Below are 26,145 nucleotides of genomic sequence, written 5' to 3' on the forward strand. Positions count from 1 at the left end.
GCGTCAGGCCACGTTGTTCTCGTAGTCCAGGTCGCGGGTTTCGCGGGTAAGGAACAGCGCAATCAGGGTGAGCACGGCCATGGCCGTCAGGTAGACACCCACCAGGACAGGGCTGCCCTTGGCCGCTTCCCACAGGGCCACGGCGATGAACGGTGCCACCGCAGCGCCCAGGATGCTGGAGAAGTTGTAGCTGATCGCCGAGCCGGTGTAGCGGACGTTCGTGGGGAACAGCTCCGGCAGCAGCGCTCCCATGGGCCCGAAGGTGAGGCCCATGAGAGAGAACCCGAGGATCAGCAGGCCCATGGTGCCCACAAAGCCACCGCTGAACAGCGGAACAAACAGCAGGCCGAACACGAAGATGCCCGCGGTGACGGCGAGGAGCATCTTGCGCCGGCCGTACTTTTCGGCCAGGGGTCCGGAGACCAGGGTGAAGATGCCGAAGAAGACGACGCCGGCAATCAGCATCCAGAGGAAGTCGTTGCGGGTGTAGCCGAGGCCTGGAACGAACGCGGCAGCAGCGGCGTCAGACATGGGCTTTCCGGCCTTTTCGGCCGCGGCCTTGGCACCTTCGAGGGTTGGCTTGGTGCCGTAGGTAAGGGTGAACGTGGTCATCAGGTAGAAGAGCACGTACGTGGCCAGCATGATGAAGGTGCCCAGGATCAGCTGGCGCCAGCTGGTCCTGAAGACGCGGCCAAGCGGCAGCTTGGCCACCTCCTTGGATTCCAGCACCTTGGTGAAGGCGGGGGTTTCGATCAGCTTGAGCCGTACGTACAGGCCCAGGATCACCATGACGGCGCTGAGCAGGAACGGGACGCGCCAGCCCCACGCCTGGAAAGCTTCCGGCGTCAGGGTGTAGCTCGCAACCAGGAAGATGACGTTGGCGATGATGAAGCCGATCGGGGCGCCCAGCTGCGGGAAGGTGCCGTAGATGGCCCGCTTGTTGGCAGGGGCGTTCTCGGTGGCCAGCAGCGCGGCCCCGCTCCACTCCCCGCCGAGCGCAAGGCCCTGGGCGAAGCGCATGACCACCAGCAGGGCCGGTGCCCAGAATTCCCAGCCCGGAACCAGCGCGGTGGGGAGGCAGCCGATGAGGAAGGTGGCAATACCCATGGTCAACAGCGACGCCACCAGCGTGCCCTTGCGGCCGAACTTGTCGCCGAAGTGCCCGAAGACGATGGAGCCGAGCGGCCGGGCGATGAATGCCACGCCAAAAACGGCGAAGGAGCTCAGCAGCTGGGTGGTTTCGTTCGCGCCCGGGAAGAAGAGCTTCGGGAAAACGAGCACGGCGGCAGTGGCATAGACGTAGAAGTCGTAGAACTCCACTGTGGTGCCGATCAGGCTGGCCACGATGACGCGGCCGCGGGAGTTCACCGGCTGGTGCGAACCAGGCACCGTGGTGGTATCGGTGGATGACATAGGTAAACGCTTTCGTGAGACCGGCCGGGCACAGGCAGGGCTGCCTCCCGGCTCGAATAGTTAGAGTTCGATCTTACTTCGCCACGTCCAGTCAATGGACGAAACGTCCACCATTCGGACGTGTGTTGCATGTCTCACAATGCGGTCCGGCAGGCGGCCTCACGCCGCCGGGCCGGACCGGATAGGCAAAAGTCACAGCGCGTTAACAAACATCGACCGTCCGTGAAACGCGCCGTCCCTACCTTTGAGGAACAACATCCCCCTGAAGGAGGTAACCCGTGACTGTTGACCGCACCGTCGATGCCGGCGTACAGCCCGGCTCTACCCGCACCACAGACACCCCTGCCCTTGAATTCCGCCCCGGCCGCTGGATCGCCAACTGGGATGCCGAGAACAAGGAGCAGTGGGAAACCGCCGGCCGCGCCATCGCCCGCCGCAACCTGAACTGGTCCATCTTCGCCGAGTTCCTCGGCTTCGTTGTCTGGCAGCTGTGGTCCATTGTGGTGGTCCAGCTGCCGGCCGCCGGCTTCACATTCTCCATCTCGGAGATCTTCTGGCTCATCTCCATGCCCAGCCTCGTGGGCGCCACCCTCCGCATCCCGTACACCTTCATGGTTCCCCGGTTCGGCGGACGCAACTGGACCATCGTGTCCGCCCTGCTGCTCCTGATCCCCTCCACCGGCCTGGCGCTGTGTGTCTCCAACCCGGAGACGCCCTTCGGCGTCATGCTGCTCGTGGCCGCACTGGCCGGCTTCGGCGGCGGCAACTTCGCCAGCTCCATGGCGAACATCACTTTCTTCTACCCGGCCAGGGAAAAGGGCTGGGCGCTGGGCCTGAACGCCGCAGGCGGGAACCTGGGCGCCGCCGTCGCACAGCTTGCCGTTCCCATCGTGATCACCCTGCTGGCCGCCGGCACCGTCAACCTTCCCATGGCCGGCTGGATGTGGGTTCCCTTCATCCTTCTCGCAGCGTTCGGCGCCTTCAAGTACATGAACAACCTCACCAGCGCCAAGGGTGACGTGGCCGGCTCGGTCGCTGCGCTCAAGGAACCGCACCTGTGGATCATGGCGCTGCTGTACATCGGCACCTTTGGCTCATTCATCGGCTTCGCCGGCGTGTTCCCCAAGCTGATCAAGGACTACTTCCCCGCGTTCTCCTCCATCGGAGTAGGCACCGTGGCCCTGTCCCTTGCATTCCTGGGCCCCCTGGTGGGCTCGCTGGCCCGCCCGTACGGCGGACGCATGGCGGACCGCATGGGCGGGGCCCGGATGACCGTCACAGCCTTCGCTTCCATGGCCGTCATCACCCTCACCATGATCTGGACCCTGCCGCTGAAGAACTTCTGGCTCTTCCTGGTCCTCTTCCTGATGCTGTTCACCGCCAGCGGCTTTGGAAACGGCGCCACCTACCGGATGATCCCCGTCATCTTCGCCACCTCCAGCCGGGCCGCACGCAACGGCGCCAGCTCCGTGGCAACCCAGCGCCTGGCGTCCTCGGCACTCGGGCTGATCTCAGCGATCGGAGCCTACGGCGGCTTCGTCATCCCCCAGGTCCTGAACGCTTCCAGCACCGCCAGTGGCTCCTACACCCCGGCCTTCTACGGATTCGTTGCCGCCTACGTGGTGATGCTGCTGGTCTGCTGGACCTGCTACATCCGCAACGCCGGCCGGAACGCGATGGGACACGTCTAACATGACCAAAAGCGCCGACACGCACTGCCCCTACTGCGCCCTGCAGTGCGCCATGACGCTCACGTCCCCTGCGGGCCTGGCCCCGGCTGCCCAGCCGGGGCCAGGCCCCGTGCCTGCACCGAATCCCGCGCCCGCACTGGAGGTTGCAGGCCGGGACTTCCCCACCAACCGCGGCGGCCTCTGCCGCAAAGGGTGGACCTCCCCCACGCTCCTGAACCATGCGGGCCGGATCACCGAGCCGCTGCTGAAGGGACCCGACGGCGTCCACCGGCCCATCGGCTGGGACCAGGCCCTGGACCTTGCCGCCCAGGCAGTGAAGGACGCCCGCGCACGCCACGGCGCGGACGCCGTCGGCGTCTTCGGCGGCGGCGGACTCACCAATGAGAAGGCCTACCAGCTGGGCAAGTTCGCCCGGCTGGCCCTGGGCACCTCACGCATCGACTACAACGGCAGGTTCTGCATGTCATCCGCCGCGGCCGCCGGAATGCGGGCGTTTGGCGTGGACCGCGGCCTGCCCTTCCCGCTCGAAGCCCTGGACACCGCCAGCACCATCCTGATGCTGGGGTCAAACGTTGCCGAGACCATGCCCCCGTTCGTACAGCACCTGCGCGGAGCCCGCGACGCCGGCGGGCTGGTGGTGGTTGACCCCCGCCGCTCCGCCACGGCAGCCTTTACGGCCGACGGCGGCGGCCTGCACCTCCAGCCGCTGCCGGGCACCGACCTTACCCTGCTGCTGGGCCTCTCCCACGTGGTCATCCACGAGAACCTGGTGGACACCGCCTACATCGAAGAGCGCACCTCGGGCTACAGCGCCGTAGTCCGCAGCGTCAACGCCTTCTGGCCCGAACGCGTCCAGTCGTTGACCGGCGTCCCCGCGGAACTGATCCGGCAAACCGCCCGCATGCTCGCTGCCGGGGCGCGGGAAGGCGGAAGCTACATCCTCACCGGACGCGGCGTGGAACAGCACGTGGACGGCACCGACACCGCAACCGCGGCCATCAACCTCAGCCTCCTCCTGGGCCTGCCGGGCTCCGCCCGCAGCGGGTACGGGACCCTTACCGGCCAGGGCAATGGCCAGGGCGGCCGCGAGCACGGCCAGAAGGCGGACCAGCTCCCGGGCTACCGCAAGATCACCGACCCGGCTGCCCGCGCACACGTCGCGGCCGTCTGGGGCGTTCCGGAGGAGACCATCCCCGGACCCGGCCTGCCCGCCGTGCAGCTGCTGAAGTCACTGGGAAAGCCCGACGGCGTCCGGTGCCTTTTTGTGCATGCCTCCAACATCGCGGTGGCAGCTCCCGACGCCAACGCCGTCATCGAAGGGCTGCGGAGCCTGGACTTCCTGGTGGTCTGCGACTTCTTCATGTCCGAAACCGCCGCGGAGGCGGACCTTATCCTTCCCGTGCTGCAGTGGGCGGAGGAGGAGGGGACATTGACCAACCTGGAGGGGCGCGTCCTGCGCCGCCGCCGTGCCATCTCACCTCCGGCTGGTGCCCGGAGCGAGCTGTGGATCATGGCCCGCCTCGCCGAGCGGCTGGACGCCCCGTCCACCTACAGCGAGGATCCGGAGACGGTCTTCGAGGAACTGCGGCGTGCCTCCGCCGGGGGCCTGGCAGACTACTCGGGCATTGACTACGCCATGCTGGACCGCGGGGAGGCCGCCTACTGGCCCTACCCGGCCGGCAGCAGCGGAACGCCGCGGCTGTTCGCCAGCCGCTTCGCCCACCCCGACGGCAAGGCCGTGATGGTCCCGGTGGTGCCGCGCCGCCGTCGTACTTCTGCCGGCGATGGCGGGACCTTCGGAGACCCCGCCGGCAAAGCCATGACCCTCATCACCGGCCGGCTCCTGGAGCATTACCAGTCAGGGGCCCAGACGCGGCGGGTGGCCGAACTCGTCGCCGCACAGCCCGAGGCGAGGGTGCAGATCCACCCCTCGGCGGCAGCCGCCATGGGCATCGCCGCCGGATCGCTGGTCTCCGTGGCGAACGTGCGCGGCGAGGTGGTGTGCCATGCGGAGCTGAGCACAGCCATCCGCCCGGAGACAGTGTTCCTGCCCTTCCACTTCCCCGGCTCCGAAAGCGCCAACCGCCTCACCGAAGCCGCCACTGATCCCATCTCCGGGATGCCCGAATTCAAATTCAACACCGTATGGGTCCGGCCCGTGGCCGCACCCGATTCCGCCCGCATGCTGCAAACGACGGAGGCCTCATGAGCGAGCAGATTGTCATCGTGGGATTCGGCCCCGTGGCCGCCAGGCTGGTGGACGAGCTCCTGCCCGCCGTGCGCGCAGGGCAGGTCCAGGTCACCGTGCTCGGTGAGGAACCCGAGGCAGCCTACAACCGCGTCCTGGTGGCCGACCTCGGCGTCGGCCGGACCACCGCTGACGCACTGGCCCTTGCCGATGCCGCCGAGCTGGCCGCGGACGGCGTGGACGTCCGCCTGGGCGTGCGGGTCAAGCGCGTGGACAGGCCCCGGCAGCAGGTCCTGCTTGCTGAAGGAGCACCCGTGCACTACGACCGGCTGGTGTTCGCCACCGGATCCCGGCCCGTCATTCCCAACCTGACCGGCATCAACCCGGATCCTTCCTCCCCCGTGCTTCCCGCCGGCGTCACCGCGCTGCGGGACCTTCGCGACGCCGCTGTCCTGCGGCAGGCGGTGGACGGCGGCAAGCGCGTAGTGGTCCTGGGCGGCGGCGTCCTGGGCCTGGAAACGGCGCTGGCCGCAGCGGAGGAAGGCGCCACCGTCACGGTGGTCCACAACGGCCCGCACCCCCTGGGGCGCAGCATCGACCGTGCCGGCGGGGCCGTCCTCGCTGCAGGGCTGCGGCGCTGCGGGGTCCGGGTGGCAGGCAACGCCCGTTCCACCGGCGTTGAGCACAACGCGCCCGACGGCGGTTTCTCGGCTTTGCTGCTGGATGACGGGCAGGCGGTTGACGGGGACCTCCTGGTCATTTCATGCGGGGTGCGTCCCCGGACGGAGCTGGCCGACGGCTGCGGGCTGGCCACCGGCACCGGGATCCTGGTGGACCACCGGCTGCGGGCGCACCACGAACCGCATATCTTTGCCATCGGCGACTGCGCGGAGGTCCACTGCCCCGATCCGGGCTGCGCCGCATGCCGGAACGCCACGGGGCCCTCCGGCCTGGTGGGCCCTGGCTGGCGGCAGGCCGAGTGGCTGGCGGGCTACCTGACCCTGCTGTCCTCCGGTGGGGTGGAGGAGGCGGAACTGCTGTCCGCGCTCCCGCCGGAACAGCCCGGCGTCGTGGTGCTGAAGGCCCGCGGCCTGAACATGGCCGTGGCCGGGAACAACGACGCGGATCCGTGGGACGAGGAAGCGCTCACGGCGGGCGCGGCCAACGGCAGGGCCCGCCTGCAGGTGGCCCAGTGGGCTGATCCTGAGCACGGCCGGTACGTCAAGATGACCACCCGAGGCGGAGTGCTCGAAGGCCTGGTGGCGGTGGGCATGCCCCGCACGGCGGCCGAGCTGGTGGGACTCTTCGAACGCGGCGCAGAACTGCCTGCCGACCGGTCGCTCCTCCTCCGCCTGGACGGGCCGGACCAGCTGCCGGGCGCAGCCGCGGACCCGGCCGGGACCGTGTGCCGGTGCGCCGGAGTCAGCGGGTCCACCATCACGGGCGCCGTGGCCGACGGCTGCTCCACGGTGGCGGACGTTTCCAAGGCCACCCGGGCGGGCACAGGATGCGGTGGCTGCCATGAGGACATCAAGGGCCTCATTGAACGGCATTTCCGGGCGGTGCCGGCAGCCTGACCGGGGCTGCCCGCCCCTCGTTACATGTGGACGTGCAGGCGGCGGGCGGCTTCGGAGATGGATCCGGTCAGCGACGGGTACACCGTGAAGGTGCTGGCGACGTCGTCAACGTGCAGCTTCTGCTTGACCGCGATGGAGATCGGGAAGATCAGCTCCGAGGCGTTCGGCCCCACCACCACGCCACCGATCACCGTGCCGGAACCCTTCCGCGCAAAGATCTTGACGAACCCGTCCTTGGCGTTGCGCATCTTGGCGCGGGCGTTGCTGCGCAGGGAGAGCTTGACGACGTCGGCCTGGTACTTGCCGGACTCGATCTCGGCTTCGGATACGCCAACGTTGGCGATTTCGGGCGAGGTGAAGATGTTGGATGCCACCTGGTGGAGCTTGAGCGGGGTCACGCCGTCGCCCATGAAGTGCGCCACCGCGATGCGGCCCTGCATGGCGGCCACGGAGGCCAGCGGCAGGACGCCCGTGCAGTCACCGGCGGCGTAGATGTTCGGGGCCGTCGTGCGGGAGACGCCGTCCACCTTGATGTGGCCGCTCTCGCTGACGGCGACGCCGGCCTCCTCGAGGCCCAGGCCTGCCGTATTGGGGATGGACCCCAGGCAGAGCAGGCAGTGGCTGCCGGTCACCGTGGAGCCGTCGGAAAGGGTCACCACCACGCCGTTGTCGGTGCGTTCCACGGTCTGGGCACGGGAACGGGACAAAACCCGGACCCCGCGGCGTTCGAAGACTTCCTCCAGGACCACGGCGGCGTCAACGTCGGAGCCGGGCAGCACGCGGTCGCGGCTGGACACCAGGGTGACCTTGGAACCAAGGCCGTTGTAGGCGGAGGCAAACTCCGCGCCGGTAACACCGGACCCCACCACGATGAGCTCCTCGGGCAGCTCGTCCAGGTTGTAGATTTGCGTCCAGTTCAGGATCCGCTCACCGTCGGGGCGGGCGGTCTCCAGCTCGCGCGGGTGTGCACCCACGGCCAGCAGGATGGTGTCCGCCTCTACAGTCTCGGTGCCGTCCACCGTCATGACCTCGATGGTGTGGGTGTCCAGCAGCCGGCCGGAACCCGCAATAATCCGCACGCCCAGCTTTTCCAGGCCGTCCCGGATGTCCTGGGACTGGTTGCGGGCAAGGTTGAGGAGGCGGTCGTTGATGTGCTTGAGGTCTGCTCGCATCACCGGCACGAAGTCGCCGCCGTCGACGTCGAACTTCACTCCCAGCTCGCCGGCCTCTGCCACGCGGGTCATCAGGTCGGCCGTGGCAATGAGGGTCTTGGAGGGAACCACATCGGTCAGCACGGCGGATCCACCCAGGCCCGCGCGTTCGATGATGGTGACCGTCGCCCCGAGCGAGGCGGCCACCATGGCGGCTTCGTATCCGCCGGGACCACCTCCCAGGATTGCGATCCGGGGGGAGCTGAAATCTGGATGCGTAGTCACAGTCATCCATTCTCGCCCATTTGCCGCTGACCACCAAGAAAACAGGGCGCTCTCCGGGCCGGCCGTGACGGGGGCAACACGGGCGGCACGATAACTTGTACTGGTGAGTACAACAGACTTCCTGAACACGGACCCGTTTGCCGCCGCACGCGCCGCAGCGGACTACATCGCCGAAGAGACAGGCGTGGACCGGCACGACACTGCCTTGGTCCTCGGCTCCGGGTGGGGCGAGGCCGCCGACCTCATCGGCGAGACCACCGCCACCCTGTCGGCCGAAGAAGTCCCCGGCTTCCATGCCCCCGCCGTGGAAGGCCACGTGGGCACCATCCGCTCCATACTGACGCCCTCGGGAAAGCGCGCCCTGGTCCTGGGCGCCCGCACGCACTACTACGAGGGCAAGGGCGTCAGGGCAGTGGTCCACGGAATCCGGACCGCGGCGGCCGCCGGGTGCAGCACCCTGGTCCTCACCAACGGCTGCGGCGGACTCAACGAGGACTGGGCCCCCGGCACCCCGGTGCTGATCAAGGACCACATCAACCTCACCGCGTCCTCACCGCTGGAAGGCGCCACCTTCGTGGACCTTACCGACCTGTACTCGCCGCGCATCCGCGGGCTGGCCCGCGAGGTGGACCCCACCCTGGACGAGGGCGTGTATGCACAGTTCCCCGGCCCGCACTACGAAACACCGGCCGAGGTGCAGTACGCCAAGCGGATCGGTGCCGACCTGATCGGCATGTCCACGGCGCTGGAAGCCATCGCCGGGCGGCACTCCGGGATGGAAGTGTTCGGAATTTCGCTGGTCACCAACCTCGCGGCCGGGATCAGCCCCCAGCCGCTCAGCCACCAGGAAGTCATCGAATCCGGCCGGGCAGCCGGCCCGCGCATCTCCAGGCTGCTGGCCGATATCATCGCCCGGCTCTAACGGATCAGGCGCCCAGGGTGCGTCACGGGCACGGGCAATGACGATAGCGTTAGGCCCATGACGTCTTCCGATGCCGAACTTCGCCTGCTCACCGAAGCCCGCGAATGGGCTGCCCAAGACCCGGATCCCGCAACGAAGGCGCTGCTCCTTGAGCTTGTCCGCCTTGTTGAGGACGGCGATCCCGCGGCCCGGCAGGAACTGGAAGACAGCTTCCGCGGAACGCTCCAGTTCGGCACGGCAGGGCTGCGCGCCGCCCTGGGCCCGGGGCCGAACCGGATGAACCGGGTGGTGGTGCGCCGCGCCGCAGCGGGACTCGCGGCCTTCCTGGGGGACGCCGCAGCCAAGGCCGCCCCGGGCACCCGCCCGCGCGCCGTCGTCGGGTATGACGCCCGGCATAACTCGGATGTCTTCGCGGCCGAAACCGCGGCAATCTTCACCGCGGCCGGCATCGAAACCTTCCTGCTCCCGGCGCCCCTCCCCACTCCCCTGCTGGCGTACGCCGTCCGCGCCCTGGACTGCGACGGCGGCGTCATGGTCACCGCCAGCCACAACCCGCCCCAGGACAACGGGTACAAGGTGTACCTGGGACGGCATGCTGTGCCGGCAGACGGCGACGGCGCCCAGATCGTGGCGCCCTACGACGCGGAAATCGCTGGCCGGATCAGCGCCGTGGGGCCGCTGGAATCCATCACGCTGGCAGAGGGCGGCTGGACCGTCCTGGACGGTTCGCTGGCAGCCGGGTATGAGCGGGCGACGGCGGCACTGGCCATGGCGGACCGCTTCCCCGCCCGGGACCTGCGGATAGTCCTCACCCCGCTGCACGGCGTCGGCGGCGGGACTGCGCTGGACGTCCTGGAAGCGGCAGGTTTCAAAGATGTCACCGTGGTGGCTGAACAGGCCGAACCGGACCCTGATTTCCCCACCGTAAGTTTCCCCAACCCGGAGGAACCCGGCGCCCTGGACCTGGCCCTCGAGGCGGCCGCGCAGCTGGACGCCGACCTCGTGATCGCCAATGATCCCGACGCCGACAGGGCAGCCGTGGCGGCAAAGGACCCCGATACGGGCGCCTGGCGGATGCTCCGGGGCGACGAAGTGGGTTCCCTGCTGGGCGCCCACATGGTGGCCCGGCTCGCGGACGGCACCGCCGGCGCGGACGCTGACGGCCGGGGCGTCTTCGCCAATTCGATCGTTTCCTCACGGCTGCTGGCCCGCATCGCCGCCGCGGCCGGCTTCGCCCATGAGGAAACACTGACCGGGTTCAAGTGGATCTCCCGGGTTCCCGGGCTGGTCTACGGCTACGAGGAGGCGCTGGGGTACTGCGTTGCCCCGGAGCTGGTGAAGGACAAGGACGGCATTTCCGCCGCCGTCCTGATCGCCGAACTCGCGGCAGCGGCCAAGGCCGCAGGCAAGACGGTCTTCGACACCCTGGATGAGCTGTACCTGCAGCACGGCCTGCACGCCAGCGACCAGCTAAGCATCAGGGTTGCGGACCTGGGACTCCTGGACGCCATGATGAACCGCCTGCGGGTTTCGCCGCCGGAATCGTTCGGACAGTCCGCTGTGGAGGTCTTCACGGACCTGGCTGAAGGCAGCGCGCACCTGCCGCCCACCGAAGGGCTGCTCTACATCACCCGAAACCTGACCCGTGTCATCATCCGGCCCAGCGGCACCGAGCCCAAGCTCAAGTGCTACCTCGAGGTGATCCACCAGGTGGGGTCCGCCGCGGAACTGCCGGCAGCGCGCCAGGCCGCGCGTGCCTCGCTGGACGAGGTCCTGCACGACGTCAGCGAAGCGCTGGGCCTGTAGGAACTGCCGGTTAAACACCAAAGGGCGCCTGGGCCACTGAAGGCCCGGCGCCCCATAAGGGGTGCAGGTGTTACAGCTGCACCTCGACGATGCCGTCGGTGACCCGGGTGCTGAATGCTGCCAGGCGCAGGCCCGGTGTGGTGAAGCATTCGCCGGTCTCAAGGTCGTAGACCTCCTTGTGCAGGGGGGAGGCGATGGTGGGCCGCGTCCCCTTTGAGCCCAGGATGCCGCGCGCCATGACGTGGGCTCCGGTGGCCGGGTCCTCGTGTGCCACGGCGAAGACTTCACTGGGGCCGGTGCGGAACAGCGCCACCTGCCGGCCTGCCACCAGTGCGGCCTCGCCCCAGGCTGGTTCGAGGTCCTCCACCGCGCAGACACGGTGCCAGCCGGTGTGGAATCCAGCGATGTCAGATTCGGCGGCGAGCGCCCCAAGTTCCAGTGTTGCCGTCATGTCCGGCTCCTTTCCCTGTGCCTGTTGTCCTTGCACGGCTGCTTTTGCGGCCGTTTCCAACGCTAGGGTCCGGGTGTTTCAACGGGGTGCGGTGAATGTGTCCGGCGCGTAAAAGAGACCTAACCCGCCCGGAAATGCGCTCGTGATGCAGAAGTTAAGTTGGCGAAACAAATGGGAAACTGAAGCGAAACTGCGTCTCCCTAGTCTGGATGGACAGCTCGTCAGAGAAGGCTGCAGGAAAACTGCCTGCGGCCCATGCGAAAGGCCCATCAGTGACCGAACAGACTTCAAGCACAGAGACTCCGCGCCGCATCGTCGTCGCCGGCGGCGGCCCCGCGGCCCACCGTTTTGCGGACGCAATGCATGCCCGCGGCCTCGATGGCTGGCATGTCACGGTCCTCACCGAGGAAGTCCACCTCCCCTATGACCGGGTGGCGCTGTCCAAAGCCCTCACCGACAACGACGTCGACCTGACGCTCGGCACGGCGTCCATGTGGGACCACGCCGGCCTGGACCTGAAGACCGGCGAGCGCGTCGTAAAGATCAACGCCGAAGCGAAGACGGTGGAAACCGCCGCCGGCAACAGCTACCCCTACGACGAACTCGTAGTCGCCACCGGCTCGAATGCGGCCCGCCTGCCCATCCCCGGCGCGGAGCACACGCACGTCTACCGCACGCTTGAAGACGTCTGGGCCATCAACAAGGCCATCGCGGAGCTCACGGAGAAGCTCGGCCGCAAGGTCAACGCCGTCACTATCGGCGGCGGGCTCCTGGGCCTCGAGTCAGCTGCCGGCACCGAGCAGCTCGGCGCCAACCCGATCGTCATCGACGGTTCCCAGTGGCTGATGGCCACCCAGCTCGACGAGGGCGCGGGCCAGGCCATGGGCAGGCTCATCAAATCCAAGGGTTTCGAAGTCCACGGCGGCGTCTTTCCCTCGGAGGTACTTTCCGACGACGACGGCCAGGTCACCGGGGTGCTGATGGCCGACGGCCGCGTCATCGACGCCGACATCGTGATCGTCGCCATCGGCGTCCGTCCCCGCGATGAACTCTTCCGCGCCGCCGAGGGCGAGGAACAGGTATTCAGCCTGGGTCCCCGCGGCGGCGTGGTCATCAACGACTACTGCGAAACCGAAGTGCCCGGCATCTGGGCCATCGGTGAAGTGGCCAACTACGGCGGCATGTGCCTGGGCCTGGTGGCGCCCGCCAACACCATGGCGGAGATCGTGGCCGACCGGCTGCACGGCGGGGACGCCACCTTCCCGGGCTTCGACACCGCCACCAAGCTCAAGCTGTCCGGTGTGGACGTGGCCAGCTTCGGTGACGCGTTCGCCAAGACCGAGCACGCCCTGGAAATCGTCTATGCCGACCCGGCCCGCGGCGTCTACCAGAAGATCGTGACCACGGATGACGCCAAGACCCTCCTGGGCGGCATCTTCGTCGGCGATGCCTCCCCCTACATGAGCCTGCGCCCGCTCCTGGGCCGCGAGCTCCCGGCCGAACCGGGCGCCTTCCTGAGCGCGGCCGGCGGTGGCGAGGCGCCGGAGACCGAACTGCCGGATGACGCCACGCTGTGCTCCTGCAACAACGTCACGGCCGGAACCATCCGTGACACCATCAACGCCTGCGGCGCCTGCGAGGGCAACGCCCCGGTCCAGGAACTGGGCGAGTTGAAGGGCTGCACCCGGGCCGGCACCCAGTGCGGCTCCTGCGTCCCCATGCTGAAGAAGCTGCTGGAAACCGAGCTGACCAAGTCCGGCGTGGAGGTCTCCAAGGCCCTCTGCGAGCATATCGAACTGTCCCGCCAGGAACTGTTCGACGCCATCCGCGTCCTGGGGCTGACCTCCTTCGAAGAGATCATGGCCAAGTACGGCACCGGCGCCGGCTGCGACATCTGCAAGCCGACCATCGCCAACATCCTGGCCAGCCAGAACAGCGCCTACGTCCTGGACGCCGGCCGCGGCACCCTGCAGGACACCAACGACCGCGCCCTGGCCAACATGCAGAAGGACGGCACCTACTCGGTGGTCCCCCGCATCGCCGGCGGTGAGATCACCCCCAAGAAGCTGGGCGTCATTGCGGCCGTGGCCGAGAAGTACGGCCTGTACACCAAGATCACCGGCGGCCAGCGCATCGACATGTTCGGCGCCCGGCTGGAGCAGCTGCCGGAGATCTGGAAGGAACTCGTGGACGCCGGCTTCGAGTCCGGCCAGGCCTACGGCAAGAGCCTGCGGACCGTGAAGTCCTGCGTCGGTTCCACCTGGTGCCGCTTCGGCGTCCAGGATTCGGTGGCCATGGCCATCAAGCTGGAACTGCGCTACCGCGGCCTGCGCAGCCCGCACAAGCTCAAGATGGGTGTTTCCGGCTGTGCCCGCGAATGCGCGGAGGCCCGCGGCAAGGACGTGGGCGTGATCGCCACGGCCGACGGCTGGAACCTGTACGTGGGCGGCAACGGCGGAGCCACCCCGGCCCACGCCCAGCTCCTGGCCAAGGACCTGGACGACGAAACCCTGATCAAGTACATCGACCGCTACTTCATGTACTACATCCGCACCGCGGACCGCCTGCAGCGCACGGCCCGCTGGCAGGAGGAGCTCGACGGCGGCATCAAGCACGTTGAGGACGTGGTGGTGAAGGACACCCTGGGTATCGCCGAGGACCTTGAGGCCGCCATGGCCAAGCACGTGGACACGTACGTGGATGAATGGGCAGACACCCTCAAGGACCCCGAACGCCTGCGCCGGTTCCGCTCCTTCGTCAATGCCCCCGACCAGAAGGACGACTCCATCACCTTCGTCCCGGACGAGCGCGGCCAGATGCGCCCCGCCACTCCGGAGGAAAAAGGCAAGGTCCTGATCGGGGCTTCCATCCCGGTCCGCGCCGCCACCACGGAAACCCCTGGAAACGAGGCATAGCCATGCAGCTCAGTATCGACCTCACCGGCCGGAACGTCCTGGTGGCCGGCGCCCCCGACGCCGCGCGGCAGGCGGTGCGGCGGTACCAAGCCGCGGGCGCCGTCGTGCACCGCCTTGGCAGCCCCGAAGAGGCGCGGCTCGTCCACCTGCCGGAGCGGCTGTTCCTGGTCGCCGCCGTCGAGGACGGACAGCCCGGCTGGGACGCCTTCCTGGACCGCTGCCGGAAGACCGGCATCCCGGTCGCGGCCGAGCCTGCTGCGGGACCCGCCGGACACGTCACCCTGGTGGGCGGCGGCCCCGGCACGAGCGACCTGCTCACCGTGGCGGCGGTCAAGGCACTCCGCGATGCCGACGTCGTGTTCTACGACCGACTGGCGCCGTACCAGGAACTGCCGCGGCTGACCTCCGCGGAACTCGTGGACGTCGGAAAGAAGCCTGGCCACCACAAGGTCAGCCAGTCTGACATCGAAAAGCTGATGGTGGAAAGTGCCCTTGCCGGCAACAACGTGGTCCGCCTCAAGGGCGGGGACCCCTACGTCTTTGGCCGCGGCGGCGAGGAAGTTGCCGCCTGCGTGGCAGCCGGCGTCAAAGTGCACGTCATCTCCGGAGTCACCAGCGCCATCTCGGTCCCGGCAGCAGCAGGCATCCCGGTGACCCACCGCGAAGTCAGCCACATGTTCACCGTGGTCTCCGGGCACGCCCCGCTGACGGAGAAGGAGCACCACCACCTGGCCGGTCTGGGTGGCACCATTGTGGTGCTCATGGGCATCGGCACCCTCCACCAACTGGCGGCAGGCCTGCGCCGCGCCGGGATGCGCCCGGACATGCCCATGGCCGTGGTGGAGCGGGGCTACCGGCCCGGCCAGCGCACCACCATCGCTGACCTCGGCACCATCACCTCCGCCGCTGCCGGCTGCAGCAATCCGGCAGTGCTGGTCATCGGCGAGGTGGTGCGGGTGGCTGAAGCGAACCGTGACCACGCCGGTGCCGCCGCAGACCTGGACAGGCTGGCGGCCTCGCTGCTGGGATCATGAAAGGATTGACCCCCATGACTGCACTTGCACCGGCTGAACCGGCCCAGGCCGCACCGACGACGCAGGCCGAAGAAGCCACCGATGCCGCGGAGTCGCCCTTGGAAGGGTTCCGCATCGGCGTCACCTCGGACCGGCGGTCGCGCGACCTGATCGAGGCCCTGGAGCGCCGGGGTGCCGAAGTGCTGCATGCGCCGGCGCTGAAGATCGCCCCCGTCCAGGAGGACATGCGCCTCATCGAGGACACGCGGGCCATCATCGCCGCCAAGCCGGACTTGTGCATCGCCACCACCGCCTACGGCATGCGCCGGTGGTGCGAGGCCGCTGACTCCTTCGGGATCGGCGACGAACTGCTGGAAACGCTGGGAAACTGCCGCATGTTCGTCCGGGGGCCCAAAGCCCGCGGTGCCGTGCGCGCGGCCGGCCTTGCCGACGTCGGCATCAGCAGCGACGAAACCACCGCCACGCTGGTGGACATGCTGCTCACCGAAGGCGTCCGGGGCAAGACCGTCGCCATGCAGCTGCACGGCTACACCGACGTCCGCCAGATCGAACGCCTGCGGATGTCCGGCGCCACGGTCCTCACCGTCACGCCCTACCGGTGGGTCAAGCCCGACGGCGAGGACAGGCTGCCGCGCCTGATCGAGGCCGCCTGCAGCGGGAACCTGGACGTCCTGACCTTCACCAGCGCCCCAGCCGTGGACGCGATGTGGAGCACCGCCCACGAAATGGGCCTGTACAAGCAGCTGGTGGAAAGCCTGAAGCTGAACGTCACCACCGCGGTGGTGGGTCCCGTGACGGCACAGCCACTCCTGGACGCGGGCGTGACGCCCCTCATCCCGGAACGTTTCCGCATGGGGGCCCTCATCCGGCTGGTGTGCGAGCACCTGGCCCTGAACCATGTCCGGCGGCTGGACACCCGCTCCGGGAACATCGAGCTTCGCGGCCGCAGCCTGCGGATCGACGGCCAGGCGGTGGAACTGGCACCCGCTCCCCTGCTGCTCCTGCGCGCCCTGCTGGGTGCCGGCGGCGCTGTCCTGTCCCGTGAATCCCTCTCCGACCTGCTGGAACTCCGGGGTTCCGTGCACGCACTGGACATGACGGTCAGCAGGCTGCGTTCGTCACTGCCGGACGGAAAGCTCATTGAAACGGTAGTCAAGCGCGGGTACCGGATCCGCGTCTAAGGAACGCCTGTGCCGGCCACTTGTGCGCCGGGAATGGCGGATTGTGTCCGCCGGCCGGTGAATGAGAGGTGGGTCACGGGTTCTGTTACCGGCCGGTAAATACTGGCGAACACGGGCCCGGTAAACAGCAATGGGTGGGTAACACAACCGAAAAAGCAGGCCCCTACGCTGGGTTCCATCATGAAGTTCCGGCCGGTTCCCGGCCGCCAGCGAAAGGGCCAGCACATGTCCGCTCCGGCACCCTCAACGTCCACCTCCGCCGCAACCCGTATCGTCATCGCCGGCGCCGGCCCCGCCGCCCAGGCCCTGGTGGCCCAACTGGACCGGGCACGGTTCGCCGGCACCATCACCGTGCTGAGCAACCGCGATGACACCCCGGCGGAACTGCTGGAGCTGGCCATGCTCCCCCAGGTCTCCGTCCGCTTTGGCCAGCCGGCCAGCCACATCGATGCTGCCATGCGCACCGTGGCAACCGCCGACGGCATGGAATTCGCCTACGACCAGCTGGTCATCGCCACCGGTTCGGCTCCCGTGGCCAACCCGGTGGACGGCGCCGCGCAGTGCCTGAGCTACTCCACTATCGATGACGCCCCGCGCATTGCGGACGGAGTGCAGGAAGTCACCCGCGAGCTGGGCCGCCGCCCCGTGGGGATCCTGGTGGGCACCGGGGCAGCGGCAGGGCAGGCCGAAGCGGTACTCCGGGCCAAGGGGGTGCGGCCAATCCGCACCACCGCCCGGCCCGCGGCCATCATCCCCGCGGTCGTTTCCGGAGGGGCCGGTTCCCCCCTCGCCGCCTCCGCCGTGGTCTTTGAAGACGGCAGCAGCATGACCGGCGACCTGGTGGTCCTGGCCGAGGAGCGGGTATCCCGGGACGGCCTCGCCGCCAGCGCGGGCCTGCGGACGGCCGCCGGCGGCGGCATCGAGATCAGCAGGGACTTCCGGACGTCCGTGCCGGGGATCTGGGCGATCGGCGACGCAGCAGCGTTCGACGGCGTGCGGCTGGGGCTGCTGGTGGCCGCCGCGTCGGCGGCAGGTGCCTGTGCCACCCAGTTGCTGACTGCCGCGGCTGCAGCGCCGGTCCTTCAGGCTGCCGCCTGAGCGGCCGCCACCGGCGCCGTGCGCTGTGACAAGATGGTTCCCGAAACCGAGTCAACGCCGGGCCCAAAAGGCCCTTCGAGAGGACCATCATGAGCAACGAAGCCACCGTTCACGCAGGAACCGCTGATCCGGCCGGGACCGCGAACATCGCCTCCTGCATCGACCACACGCTGCTCAAGCCCGAAGCCTCGGAAGCTGACGTGCTGAAGGTCTGCGCGGAGGCAGCCGAGTACCGGTTCAAGTCGGTCTGCGTCAACCCCATCTGGGTCAAGACCGTCACCAAGGCGCTCAAGGGCTCCGGCGTCCTCACCTGTTCCGTGGTGGGCTTTCCGCTGGGGGCCACCCCTACAGACGTGAAGTCGTTCGAGGCCCGCGGCGCCGTGCTGGACGGCGCGGACGAGGTGGACATGGTGATCAACATTGCCGCCGCGAGGGCCGGTGACCAGGGCGCCTTGACCGAGGACATCGCCGCGGTGGCCGAGACGGTGCACGCCGGCGGCGCCATCCTGAAAGTCATCATCGAAACAGCCCTGCTCACGGATGAGCAGAAGGTGCTGGCATGCCGGGCGGCCGTTGAGGCCGGGGCGGACTTCGTGAAAACCTCCACGGGCTTCAACGGTGGCGGCGCCACCGTTGAAGACGTGGCCCTGATGCGCCGCGCGGTGGGCCCTGACCTGGGGGTCAAGGCCTCCGGCGGCGTACGGTCCCTGGCCGACGCGCAGGCTATGATTGCAGCAGGTGCAACACGAATTGGTGCCAGCTCCGGGATTGCCATCGTCAAGGGTGAACAGGGTTCAACCGCTTACTGACCGGACCCGGAAGCGGCCGCAGACCAAGCCCCGCGGGGCCGAGGAGGAACATATGTCCAGCCAGATCAACGCGTCCAGCCGGGACTCGGCGTCGAACCAGGACTCCGTCCGGACCCCGCAGAACGAGAACAACCTCGCCACCAGCGTCATCCTGTTCGCGGTCTGCTTCGTGCTGTTCCTGGGCGCCATCTACTCGCTGTCCTTCCTCAGCCTGGGCAACCCTTGGCCCATGGCCGCCTGCCTGGCCCTGTTTGCGCTGGCCTTCTGGATCCCGCAGACCATCCTGGGCCGGTCCGACTCTGCGGGCGAGCACTAACACCCACTCCATACAGCAAACAACGGACCGGCGGACTTTTCCGCCGGTCCGTTGCTGTTTCCCGCTGAAGGGTGTTGCCTGCTAGAACCAGAGCCTGATCCAGGCGCCCGCGGCAGCCGCCGCACGGCCCCAGTGCTGTTGGGCGATGGCCCAGCCGGCCATCGACATGCCCACCATGGCGTACGCGCTGACCGGGATCAGCACCAGCCACTCCCGCTTGGAACCGGCACGCCCCAGCAGGGGAAGGGACAGGGCGCCGTTGGCCCGCCAGACGTTCCGCAGCAGGGGCAGCCGGCGCAGTATTTTCGGCGGCCGGACCACCAGCGGCCACAGCAGCGGCACTCCTCCGGTGGTGATGAGGTCGCCCACGATGTGCACCACCACCCCGATCAGCATCGAGGTGGGCAGCCAGGTCCACTGCCCCGGCGCGTATACGGTGACCAGGCCCGCCATGACCAGCGCGAAGATCCAGTTGGAGATAAAGCCGCTTTTGGGAAAGAGCTTCAGCGCCTTCGCCGCAATGTTGATCAGGAACATGCACAGCAGCCCGGCCCCCACGGACAGGCGGCCCCAGCCGGTGTCCAGGTGCACCTGCGATGCCAGGCCGGCGAGGAAGACAAAAACCGCGGCACCAAGGATGGAGTGCGTTCCCTGCCGGTGGCCCCCGCTGGCGTTCTCGATGCCGCGCGCAATCACGTTGGACAGCGGCGGCAGCGAGTGGGCCACCGTGCTTGCCCGGTGGTCCCAGTCGCACACCAGTGCCGTGCCCGCGGTGGCCATGCCGCCGATGAGGATGCCCGTGGGATCCAGCGGGTACCAACCCAGGGTGTAGGGGCCGGTGGACGCAACAGCTACCCACGCCGCGGCTCCAGACGCGGCGTGGTGTCCTCCCATCACGTACTAGCCGCTGACTGCCGGGGCGGCGAGCGGGGCGTCGGAGAAGATATTCCGGATCACGCCGTTGGCCCATTCCAGGATCTCGGCGTCCTGCAGATCCCGTCCGCCGATCCGTGCCGTCTTGGGCTTGGGGATGAGGACGGCGTCGAGTGCGGGTTTGGACTGCGATCCGGGGTACATCCGGTTCAGGCGCATGATCTTGGATTCCGGGAGCGAGGCCGGGGAGAACTTGATGAAGTTGCCCTGCAGAGCGACGTCGGACAGGCCGGCTTCGCGCGCACCAACACGGAAGCGTGCCACCGCCACCAGGTTCTGGGCGGGCAGCGGAAGTTCACCGTAGCGGTCAACGAGCTCGGCCTGGACCTCGTCGATGGCCTCATTGGTGATGGCCGCCGCGAGCTTCCGGTAGGCCTCCAGGCGCAGCCGTTCGCCGGGGACATAGTCGTGCGGCAGGTGGGCGTTGACGGGCAGCTCGATCTTCATCTCCGCGGCCTTTTCTTCGGCCTCGCCCCGGTAGTCCGCCACGGCCTCGCCCACCAGCCGGATGTACAGGTCAAAGCCCACTCCCTGGATGTGGCCGGACTGTTCGCCGCCCAGCAGGTTGCCGGCACCGCGGATTTCCAGGTCCTTCATGGCCAACTGCATGCCGGCGCCCAGTTCGTTGTGCGCGGCCACGGCCTTGAGCCGTTCCAGCGCCACCTCGCCCAGCGGCTTCTCTGACGGATACAGGAAGTAGGCGTAGGCGCGTTCACGGCCACGGCCCACGCGGCCGCGGAGCTGGTGCAGCTGGGACAGGCCGTACTTGTCCGCGCCGTCCACGATCAACGTGTTGGCGTTGGAGATGTCCAGGCCGGTCTCGATGATGGTGGTGCACACCAGCACGTCGAAGCGCCGCTCCCAGAAGTCAACGATGATCTGCTCCAGGCGGCTCTCCGACATCTTGCCGTGCGCCACCTCGACCCGTGCCTCGGGCACCAGCTCGCGGATCCTGGCGGCCGTCCGCTCGATAGTGGACACCCGGTTGTGGACCAGGAACACCTGGCCTTCACGCATCAGCTCGCGGCGGATGGCGGCCGAGGTCTGCTTGTCCGTGTACGGGCCCACGTAGGTCAGCACGGGGTGCCGTTCCTCCGGCGGGGTGGCCAGGGTGGAGGTTTCCCGGATGCCGGTGAGGGACATCTCCAGGGTGCGGGGAATCGGGGTGGCACTCATGGCCAGGACGTCCACGTTGGTGCGCATCTTCTTCAGCGCTTCCTTGTGCTCCACGCCGAACCGCTGTTCCTCGTCCACGATCACCAGGCCCAGGTCCTTGAACTCAAAGTCCTTGGCCAACAGCCGGTGCGTGCCGATCACCACGTCCACGGCACCGCTCTTCACACCCTCCGCCGTCTCCTTCGCTTCCTTGGCGCTCTGGAACCGGGACAACGGCTTCACCCGCAGCGGGAAGCCGGAGAAGCGTTCGGTGAAGGTCTCGTAGTGCTGCTGGGCCAGCAGGGTGGTGGGCACCAGCACCGCCACCTGTTTGCCGTCCTGCACCGCCTTGAAGGCAGCGCGCACCGCGATCTCGGTCTTGCCGTAGCCCACGTCGCCGGACACCAGCCGGTCCATGGGAATCTCCCGCTCCATGTCCGCCTTAACCTCGTTGATGGTGGTCAGCTGGTCCGGCGTCTCCACATACGGGAACGCCTCCTCCAGTTCCCGCTGCCAGGGCGTGTCGGGTCCAAACGCGTGGCCACGGGAGGCCATGCGGGCAGAGTACAGCCGGATCAGTTCGCCGGCGATCTCCTTGACGGCTTTGCGGGCCTTGGACTTGGTACTGGCCCAGTCCGCGCCGCCCATCTTGCTCAGCACGGGGGTGTCGCCGCCCACGTAGCGGGTCACCTGGTCCAGCTGGTCCGTGGGGACGAACAGCCGGTCGCCGGGTGCGCCGCGCTTGGCCGGCGCGTACTCCAGCACCAGGTATTCCCGGACGCCGTCGCCGCCGCCGGCCACCTTGCGCTGGATGAGTTCCACGAACCGGCCAATGCCGTGCTGTTCATGGACCACGTGGTCCCCCGCCACCAGTTGCAGGGGATCGACGGCGTTGCGCCGTTTGGAGGGCATCCTCCGCATGTCCTTGGTGGACCCGGCGGAGGTCCGTCCCAGCAGGTCGGCTTCGGTGAGCAGGCCCAGTTTGAGGCCGTCCAGGACAAAACCACGGCCGACGGCGGCAGTGGTCACCTCGATGATGCCCGGCTGGGGTTCGTGGTCCAGGCTGTCCACCCGGGCACAGGGAATGTCGTTCTCATGGAACAACTCGGCCAGGCGCTGGGCCGGCCCGGGCCCTTCCGTGGCCACCACGATCCGCCACTGGTCGCGGACGTGCGAACCGATGAACTCCATCATTTCCGCCACGTCGCCCTGGTAGCCCCGCGGCTCCCGGGCATGCAGGTTCAGCACGTCGATCTCGGGCAGCAGCTCCGCGTCCTGCGCCAGTGACGTAATCGACCACCAGGACACGCCGTGCTCCAGCGAGGACGTGCGCGTTTCCGCCAGGGACCGGAAGCTGGCAGAGTGCAGCGCCGCACTCGCCTGCGAGCTGAGGTCCAAAGGTGCCGCACCGCCGTCGGACGCGGTGGACCATGCCGCTTCGAGGAACTCCTCGTTGGTGGCGGCAAGGTCGTGGGCGCGGGTGCGCACCTTCTCCGGCTCGATCAGCACGGCGATGGAGTCGGCAGGCAGCTGGTCAACGAACGGAACCATCGCATCCACCAGCACCGGCGCCAGGGATTCCATGCCCTCCACGGCGATTCCGCCGGCGATCTTCTCCAGCATGTCCGCGGCGGCCGGAAGCTGGGACTTCAGCGTGGCGGCGCGGGACATGACGGACGGGGTGATGAGGATTTCCCGGCACGGCGGGGCATGCAGTTCGGTGGGGTGGTGGACGCCCGGGGCGGACAGCGAGCGCTGGTCGGCCACGGCAAACCAGCGCATCTGGTCCACTTCGTCCCCGAAGAACTCCACTCTGATGGGGTGGTCCTCGGTGGGCGGGAAAACGTCGATGATGCCGCCGCGGACGGCGAACTCACCGCGGTGCGTCACCATGTCCACACGGGCGTACGCGGCGTCGGCAAGGCTCTTCACGACGTCGGAGAACGGCACCTCCTGGCCCACCTTCAGCGTGACGGGAACCAGGTCGCCCAGGCCCGCCACCACCGGCTGGACCACGGCGCGGACCGGCGCGACGACGACGCGGAGCCGGCCCGCCGTCGAGCCTTCCGGGTGCGCTGGATTTTCCGGATGGGCCAGGCGGCGCAGCACGGACAAGCGGCGGCCTACGGTGTCCGAGCGCGGCGACAGCCGCTCGTGCGGGAGGGTCTCCCAACTGGGGAACTCGGCCACCGAATCCGCGGGCAGGTAGGCGCGCAGGGCCGCAGTGAGGTCCTCCGCCTCCCGGCCGGTGGCAGTGACGGCCAGCACCACGCCCGGCTCCATACCGCCCGCCTGTTCCGCCTTGGCCGCCAGCCCGTCAGCCATCTCCGCGAGCAGCACCGGACGAAGTCCCGGAGGAGCGCTGATCTGGTAGTCCTGTCCGCGGACGGCGAATCCCCGGGCAGCCTCGGCGCGGACCCGGGCGAACGTCTGGTCCGGCGCCAGGGCACGGCGCAGCCCGTCCAGCGACGGGGCGGCACTGGTCTTGGCGGGCCGGGCCGTGCCTGTCCTGGACGTGCCCGTGCTGGATGTGCCTGTGCTGGATGTGCCGGCGGCGGACTGGCCGGGAAGACTCATGGCAGAAGCTCCTGTGGTGTTCATCGAGGGTCGCAGGCAACGCGAAAACCCGAAATTCGCTGCGAATCCCGGGTACTCCCAGCCTACCGCGCAGGAACGACATGGCAGCGCGGCGCCCACAGGCCTAGGCTGGCGCGCCGGGACGGTGGCCGGTGCGCCCCCCCTCAGTAGGCCGCCTTTTTGTGGGGCGCCTTTTTGTTGGGCGCCCCGTGGTCCGGCGCCGCGGCCCGTCCGGACGGGCCGCGGCTCCGAACTACAAAGGACGAAGCCAGGCCGGCACGAACAGGGGCCAGGACCATACAGGAGCCAGCATGACTGCAATGAGCGCCCAGCCAGCACCAAAGACTGTCCTTGTCACCGGGGCCACCGGTTACATCGGCGGCCGCCTGGTGCCCCGGCTTTTGGAAGCAGGCCACACCGTCAAGGTGCTGGTCCGCTCGCCGGACAAGATCGCCGGCGTGCCCTGGCGGGACAAAGTGGACGTGGTGGAAAGCAGCCTGGACGACGGCGACGCCCTCCGCGACGCCCTGGCCGGCGTCGAGGTCTTCTACTACCTGGTGCATTCGATGGCCGCCGGCGCGGGATTCGAAGCCAAGGAAAAGGCCATGGCCAGGACGGCCGCGGATGCTGCAGCGGCCGCGGGGGTCCGCCGGATCGTCTACCTTGGCGGCCTGCACCCCCAGGGGGTGGAGCTGTCCACCCACATGCGGTCACGGGAGGCGGTGGGCAAGGTCTTCCTGGACAGCCCGGTGGACGCCGTAGTGTTCCAGGCAGGCGTGGTGATCGGCTCCGGCTCCGCCTCCTTCGAGATGATCCGGCACCTCTCCGAAACGCTGCCCCTGATGCCGGCGCCCAGTTGGGTGCGCAACAGGATCGAAGCCATCGCCGTGCGTGATGTCCTCTACTACCTGGTGTCCGCAGCGTCGCTGGAGGGCCCCATCAACCGCACCTTCGACATCGGCTGCCGGCAGGTGCTGACCTACGCGGGGATGATGCAGGAGTACGCCGCCGAAGCGGGCCTGCCCTACCGGGTGGTGCTGGCGCTGCCGGTACCGGCACCCAAGCTGGCAGGCATGTGGGTGGCCCTGACAACACCCATCCCGCTCTCCATGGCGGTGCCGCTGGTCCAGTCCCTGCAGCATGACGCGGTGGCCAACGAGCACGACATCGACCAGTACATTCCCCAGCCCGACGGCGGCCTGACCCCCTACCGCACGGCGGTGGCCCTGGCGCTGGGAAAGGAGCGGGACGGCCAGGTGGAGACCACCTGGGCCAACGCCGGTGCCGACTCCGATCCGCTTCCCAGCGACCCCGATTGGTCGGGGCACAAGGTGTACATCGACGAGCGGACCTTCCACGGCGATGTGGACCCGGCCCACGTCTGGACGATCATCGAGGGCATCGGCGGGCGCAACGGCTGGTATTCCCTGCCCCTGGCCTGGCAGGTCCGCGGCTGGCTGGACAAACTGACCGGCGGCGCGGGCCTGCTGCGTGGCCGGCGGCACCCGCACACCCTGGCCATCGGCGAAGTGGTGGACTGGTGGCGGGTGGAGCAGATCGACCGGGGCAGGCTCCTGCGGCTGCGGGCCGAGATGCGGGCGCCGGGACGGGCCTGGCTTGAGCTTTCCGTGGAGCCCGACGGCGCGGGCAGCCGCTACCGGCAGCGCGCCATCTTCTTCCCCAAGGGATTGAGCGGACGGCTCTATTGGCTCGCCGTGCTTCCGTTCCACAGCCTGATCTTCCCGGCCATGGCCCGGAACATCACCGCTGCCGCCCAGAAACTTGCCGATGCGGAGCCCTCGCCGGTCACCCCGTAGGATGTTGGAGGCGTAAATCCTTTCCCCAAATCCCAGGAGGACCCATGGCGCTGAGCGCAACCACAACCCTTCCGCACTCCGTTGACAGCGTTGCTGCTGTGCTGGTGAACGAAGATTTCCAGCGCCACGTCAGCCAACTGGTAGGCGGCACCCTGGAGTCCTTCAGCGTGGACGGTGACATCGCAGGGGCCTTCAACGCCACCTCGGTGCGTACCCTCCCCACCACGCGCCTGCCCGAGATTGCCCGCAAGTTCGTGGGTGAGCACCTGAAGGTGACGCAGGTTGAAAACTGGGAGGCCCCGGCCGCCGACGGCTCCCGCCAGAGCAACATTTCGCTGAAGATCGCCGGCGCCCCGGTGGATGTCACGGCCGTCCAGCGCCTGGTGGCCGATGCCGGTGGAACCCGGGTGGAGCTCGAGGGCGCCGTTAAGTCCTCTGTTCCGTTCCTGGGCGGCAAGATCGCCGACGCCGCCGAACCCATGGTGGCCAAAGCCCTGAACCTGCAGGCCGCACAGGCTCAGGCCTGGCTGGAAAGCCACTAACCCATGCAGCTTCCCGTCCTCGCAGCGCTGGTCCTCATCGTCGCCGGCGTCTGGTCCCTGGTGGTCTGGCCGCAGTTCCTGCGCCGCGTGATGAAGGATCCCCGCGCCCGCGATGCGGCAGGAAAGGCCACCAAATTCCTGACCGTGCACGTGGTGCTGGTGAGCATCTCCATGGTGCTGGGACTCGCCACAGCGGTGATCGGCGTTCTCGGCCTGCTGGGCTGAACCAGCCGTTCCACGGCGCGGAAAAAGCCCGGACCTTACTCCTGTTGGAGCAAGGTCCG

Annotated in this window: 19 protein-coding genes; 14 read left to right on the plus strand and 5 right to left on the minus strand. The window is 68.4% G+C overall.

What is annotated here, in order from left to right:
* Window positions 1-3: 3 nt before the first annotated feature.
* Window positions 4-1,413, minus strand: coding sequence for an MFS transporter (locus tag FB478_RS10845; RefSeq protein ID WP_056393544.1), 1,410 nt, complete (start codon window positions 1,411-1,413; stop codon window positions 4-6).
* Between the two features lie 278 nt (window positions 1,414-1,691).
* On the opposite strand from FB478_RS10845, the gene FB478_RS10850 reads away from it, so the two are divergent.
* From FB478_RS10850 to FB478_RS10860, 3 genes are read left to right on the plus strand one after another with little or no spacing between them, the layout of a single operon-like run.
* Window positions 1,692-3,104: an MFS transporter gene (locus FB478_RS10850; RefSeq protein WP_144600450.1), complete on the plus strand. Its 1,413-nt coding sequence runs from the start codon at window positions 1,692-1,694 to the stop codon at window positions 3,102-3,104.
* Window position 3,105: 1 nt separating this feature from the next.
* Window positions 3,106-5,313: a molybdopterin oxidoreductase family protein gene (locus tag FB478_RS10855; RefSeq protein WP_056393542.1), complete on the plus strand. Its 2,208-nt coding sequence runs from the start codon at window positions 3,106-3,108 to the stop codon at window positions 5,311-5,313.
* Window positions 5,310-6,869 carry an FAD-dependent oxidoreductase gene (locus FB478_RS10860; RefSeq protein WP_056393540.1) on the plus strand — a complete coding sequence of 520 codons (1,560 nt, stop codon included), beginning with the start codon at window positions 5,310-5,312 and terminating at the stop codon, window positions 6,867-6,869. The genes FB478_RS10855 and FB478_RS10860 overlap by 4 nt, the downstream gene beginning before the upstream one ends.
* A gap of 20 nt (window positions 6,870-6,889) precedes the next feature.
* Here the strand turns inward: FB478_RS10860 and FB478_RS10865 are convergent, their stop codons facing one another.
* Window positions 6,890-8,305 carry an NAD(P)H-quinone dehydrogenase gene (locus FB478_RS10865; RefSeq protein WP_056393538.1) on the minus strand — a complete coding sequence of 472 codons (1,416 nt, stop codon included), beginning with the start codon at window positions 8,303-8,305 and terminating at the stop codon, window positions 6,890-6,892.
* A 103-nt stretch (window positions 8,306-8,408) separates the two neighbouring features.
* Here FB478_RS10865 and FB478_RS10870 point away from each other — a divergent pair, with 103 nt between their 5' ends.
* Together FB478_RS10870 and FB478_RS10875 are read left to right on the plus strand one after the other, a co-directional pair.
* A complete protein-coding gene (locus FB478_RS10870; protein ID WP_056393537.1) occupies window positions 8,409-9,227 on the plus strand; it encodes a purine-nucleoside phosphorylase in 819 nt (272 codons plus the stop codon).
* Between the two features lie 57 nt (window positions 9,228-9,284).
* Window positions 9,285-11,033, plus strand: coding sequence for a phospho-sugar mutase (locus tag FB478_RS10875; protein ID WP_056393535.1), 1,749 nt, complete (start codon window positions 9,285-9,287; stop codon window positions 11,031-11,033).
* Window positions 11,034-11,103: 70 nt separating this feature from the next.
* Here the strand turns inward: FB478_RS10875 and nirD are convergent, their stop codons facing one another.
* Window positions 11,104-11,484 (minus strand): nitrite reductase small subunit NirD, encoded by a 381-nt coding sequence (nirD, locus tag FB478_RS10880; RefSeq protein WP_018770113.1) that lies wholly within the window; start codon window positions 11,482-11,484, stop codon window positions 11,104-11,106.
* Window positions 11,485-11,756: 272 nt separating this feature from the next.
* On the opposite strand from nirD, the gene nirB reads away from it, so the two are divergent.
* From nirB to FB478_RS10910, 6 genes are all read left to right on the plus strand, one after another.
* Entirely contained in the window at window positions 11,757-14,399 is a 2,643-nt protein-coding gene (nirB, locus tag FB478_RS10885; protein ID WP_056393533.1) for a nitrite reductase large subunit NirB, read from the plus strand.
* 2 nt (window positions 14,400-14,401) lie between these two features.
* Window positions 14,402-15,433 carry a uroporphyrinogen-III C-methyltransferase gene (cobA, locus tag FB478_RS10890; protein ID WP_018770115.1) on the plus strand — a complete coding sequence of 344 codons (1,032 nt, stop codon included), beginning with the start codon at window positions 14,402-14,404 and terminating at the stop codon, window positions 15,431-15,433.
* Between the two features lie 14 nt (window positions 15,434-15,447).
* Entirely contained in the window at window positions 15,448-16,614 is a 1,167-nt protein-coding gene (locus FB478_RS10895; RefSeq protein WP_018770116.1) for a uroporphyrinogen-III synthase, read from the plus strand.
* 225 nt (window positions 16,615-16,839) lie between these two features.
* Window positions 16,840-17,712 carry an FAD-dependent oxidoreductase gene (locus tag FB478_RS10900; RefSeq protein ID WP_144600452.1) on the plus strand — a complete coding sequence of 291 codons (873 nt, stop codon included), beginning with the start codon at window positions 16,840-16,842 and terminating at the stop codon, window positions 17,710-17,712.
* 89 nt (window positions 17,713-17,801) lie between these two features.
* Complete coding sequence (gene deoC / locus FB478_RS10905; protein WP_056393529.1) at window positions 17,802-18,521, plus strand: deoxyribose-phosphate aldolase; 720 nt, start codon at window positions 17,802-17,804, stop codon at window positions 18,519-18,521.
* Between the two features lie 52 nt (window positions 18,522-18,573).
* Window positions 18,574-18,837 (plus strand): hypothetical protein, encoded by a 264-nt coding sequence (locus FB478_RS10910; protein WP_018770119.1) that lies wholly within the window; start codon window positions 18,574-18,576, stop codon window positions 18,835-18,837.
* Between the two features lie 81 nt (window positions 18,838-18,918).
* Here FB478_RS10910 and FB478_RS10915 read toward each other — a convergent pair whose 3' ends face one another.
* On the minus strand, window positions 18,919-19,731 hold the full coding sequence (locus FB478_RS10915; protein ID WP_018770120.1) for a metal-dependent hydrolase: 813 nt from the start codon (window positions 19,729-19,731) through the stop codon (window positions 18,919-18,921).
* 6 nt (window positions 19,732-19,737) lie between these two features.
* Entirely contained in the window at window positions 19,738-23,502 is a 3,765-nt protein-coding gene (gene mfd, locus FB478_RS10920; protein ID WP_261377382.1) for a transcription-repair coupling factor, read from the minus strand.
* A gap of 311 nt (window positions 23,503-23,813) precedes the next feature.
* Between mfd and FB478_RS10925 the strand changes: the two genes are divergently transcribed.
* Genes FB478_RS10925 through FB478_RS10935 form a run of 3 tightly spaced genes read left to right on the plus strand, consistent with a single transcriptional unit; the run spans window position 23,814 to window position 26,086 of the window.
* Complete coding sequence (locus FB478_RS10925) at window positions 23,814-25,319, plus strand: SDR family oxidoreductase (RefSeq protein WP_056393527.1); 1,506 nt, start codon at window positions 23,814-23,816, stop codon at window positions 25,317-25,319.
* A 44-nt stretch (window positions 25,320-25,363) separates the two neighbouring features.
* Window positions 25,364-25,861 carry a DUF2505 domain-containing protein gene (locus FB478_RS10930; RefSeq protein WP_018770123.1) on the plus strand — a complete coding sequence of 166 codons (498 nt, stop codon included), beginning with the start codon at window positions 25,364-25,366 and terminating at the stop codon, window positions 25,859-25,861.
* A gap of 3 nt (window positions 25,862-25,864) precedes the next feature.
* On the plus strand, window positions 25,865-26,086 hold the full coding sequence (locus FB478_RS10935; RefSeq protein WP_056393524.1) for an SCO4848 family membrane protein: 222 nt from the start codon (window positions 25,865-25,867) through the stop codon (window positions 26,084-26,086).
* Window positions 26,087-26,145 lie beyond the last annotated feature (59 nt).

Source organism: Arthrobacter sp. AG367 (assembly GCF_007828995.1).
Classification (GTDB): Bacteria; Actinomycetota; Actinomycetes; order Actinomycetales; family Micrococcaceae; genus Arthrobacter.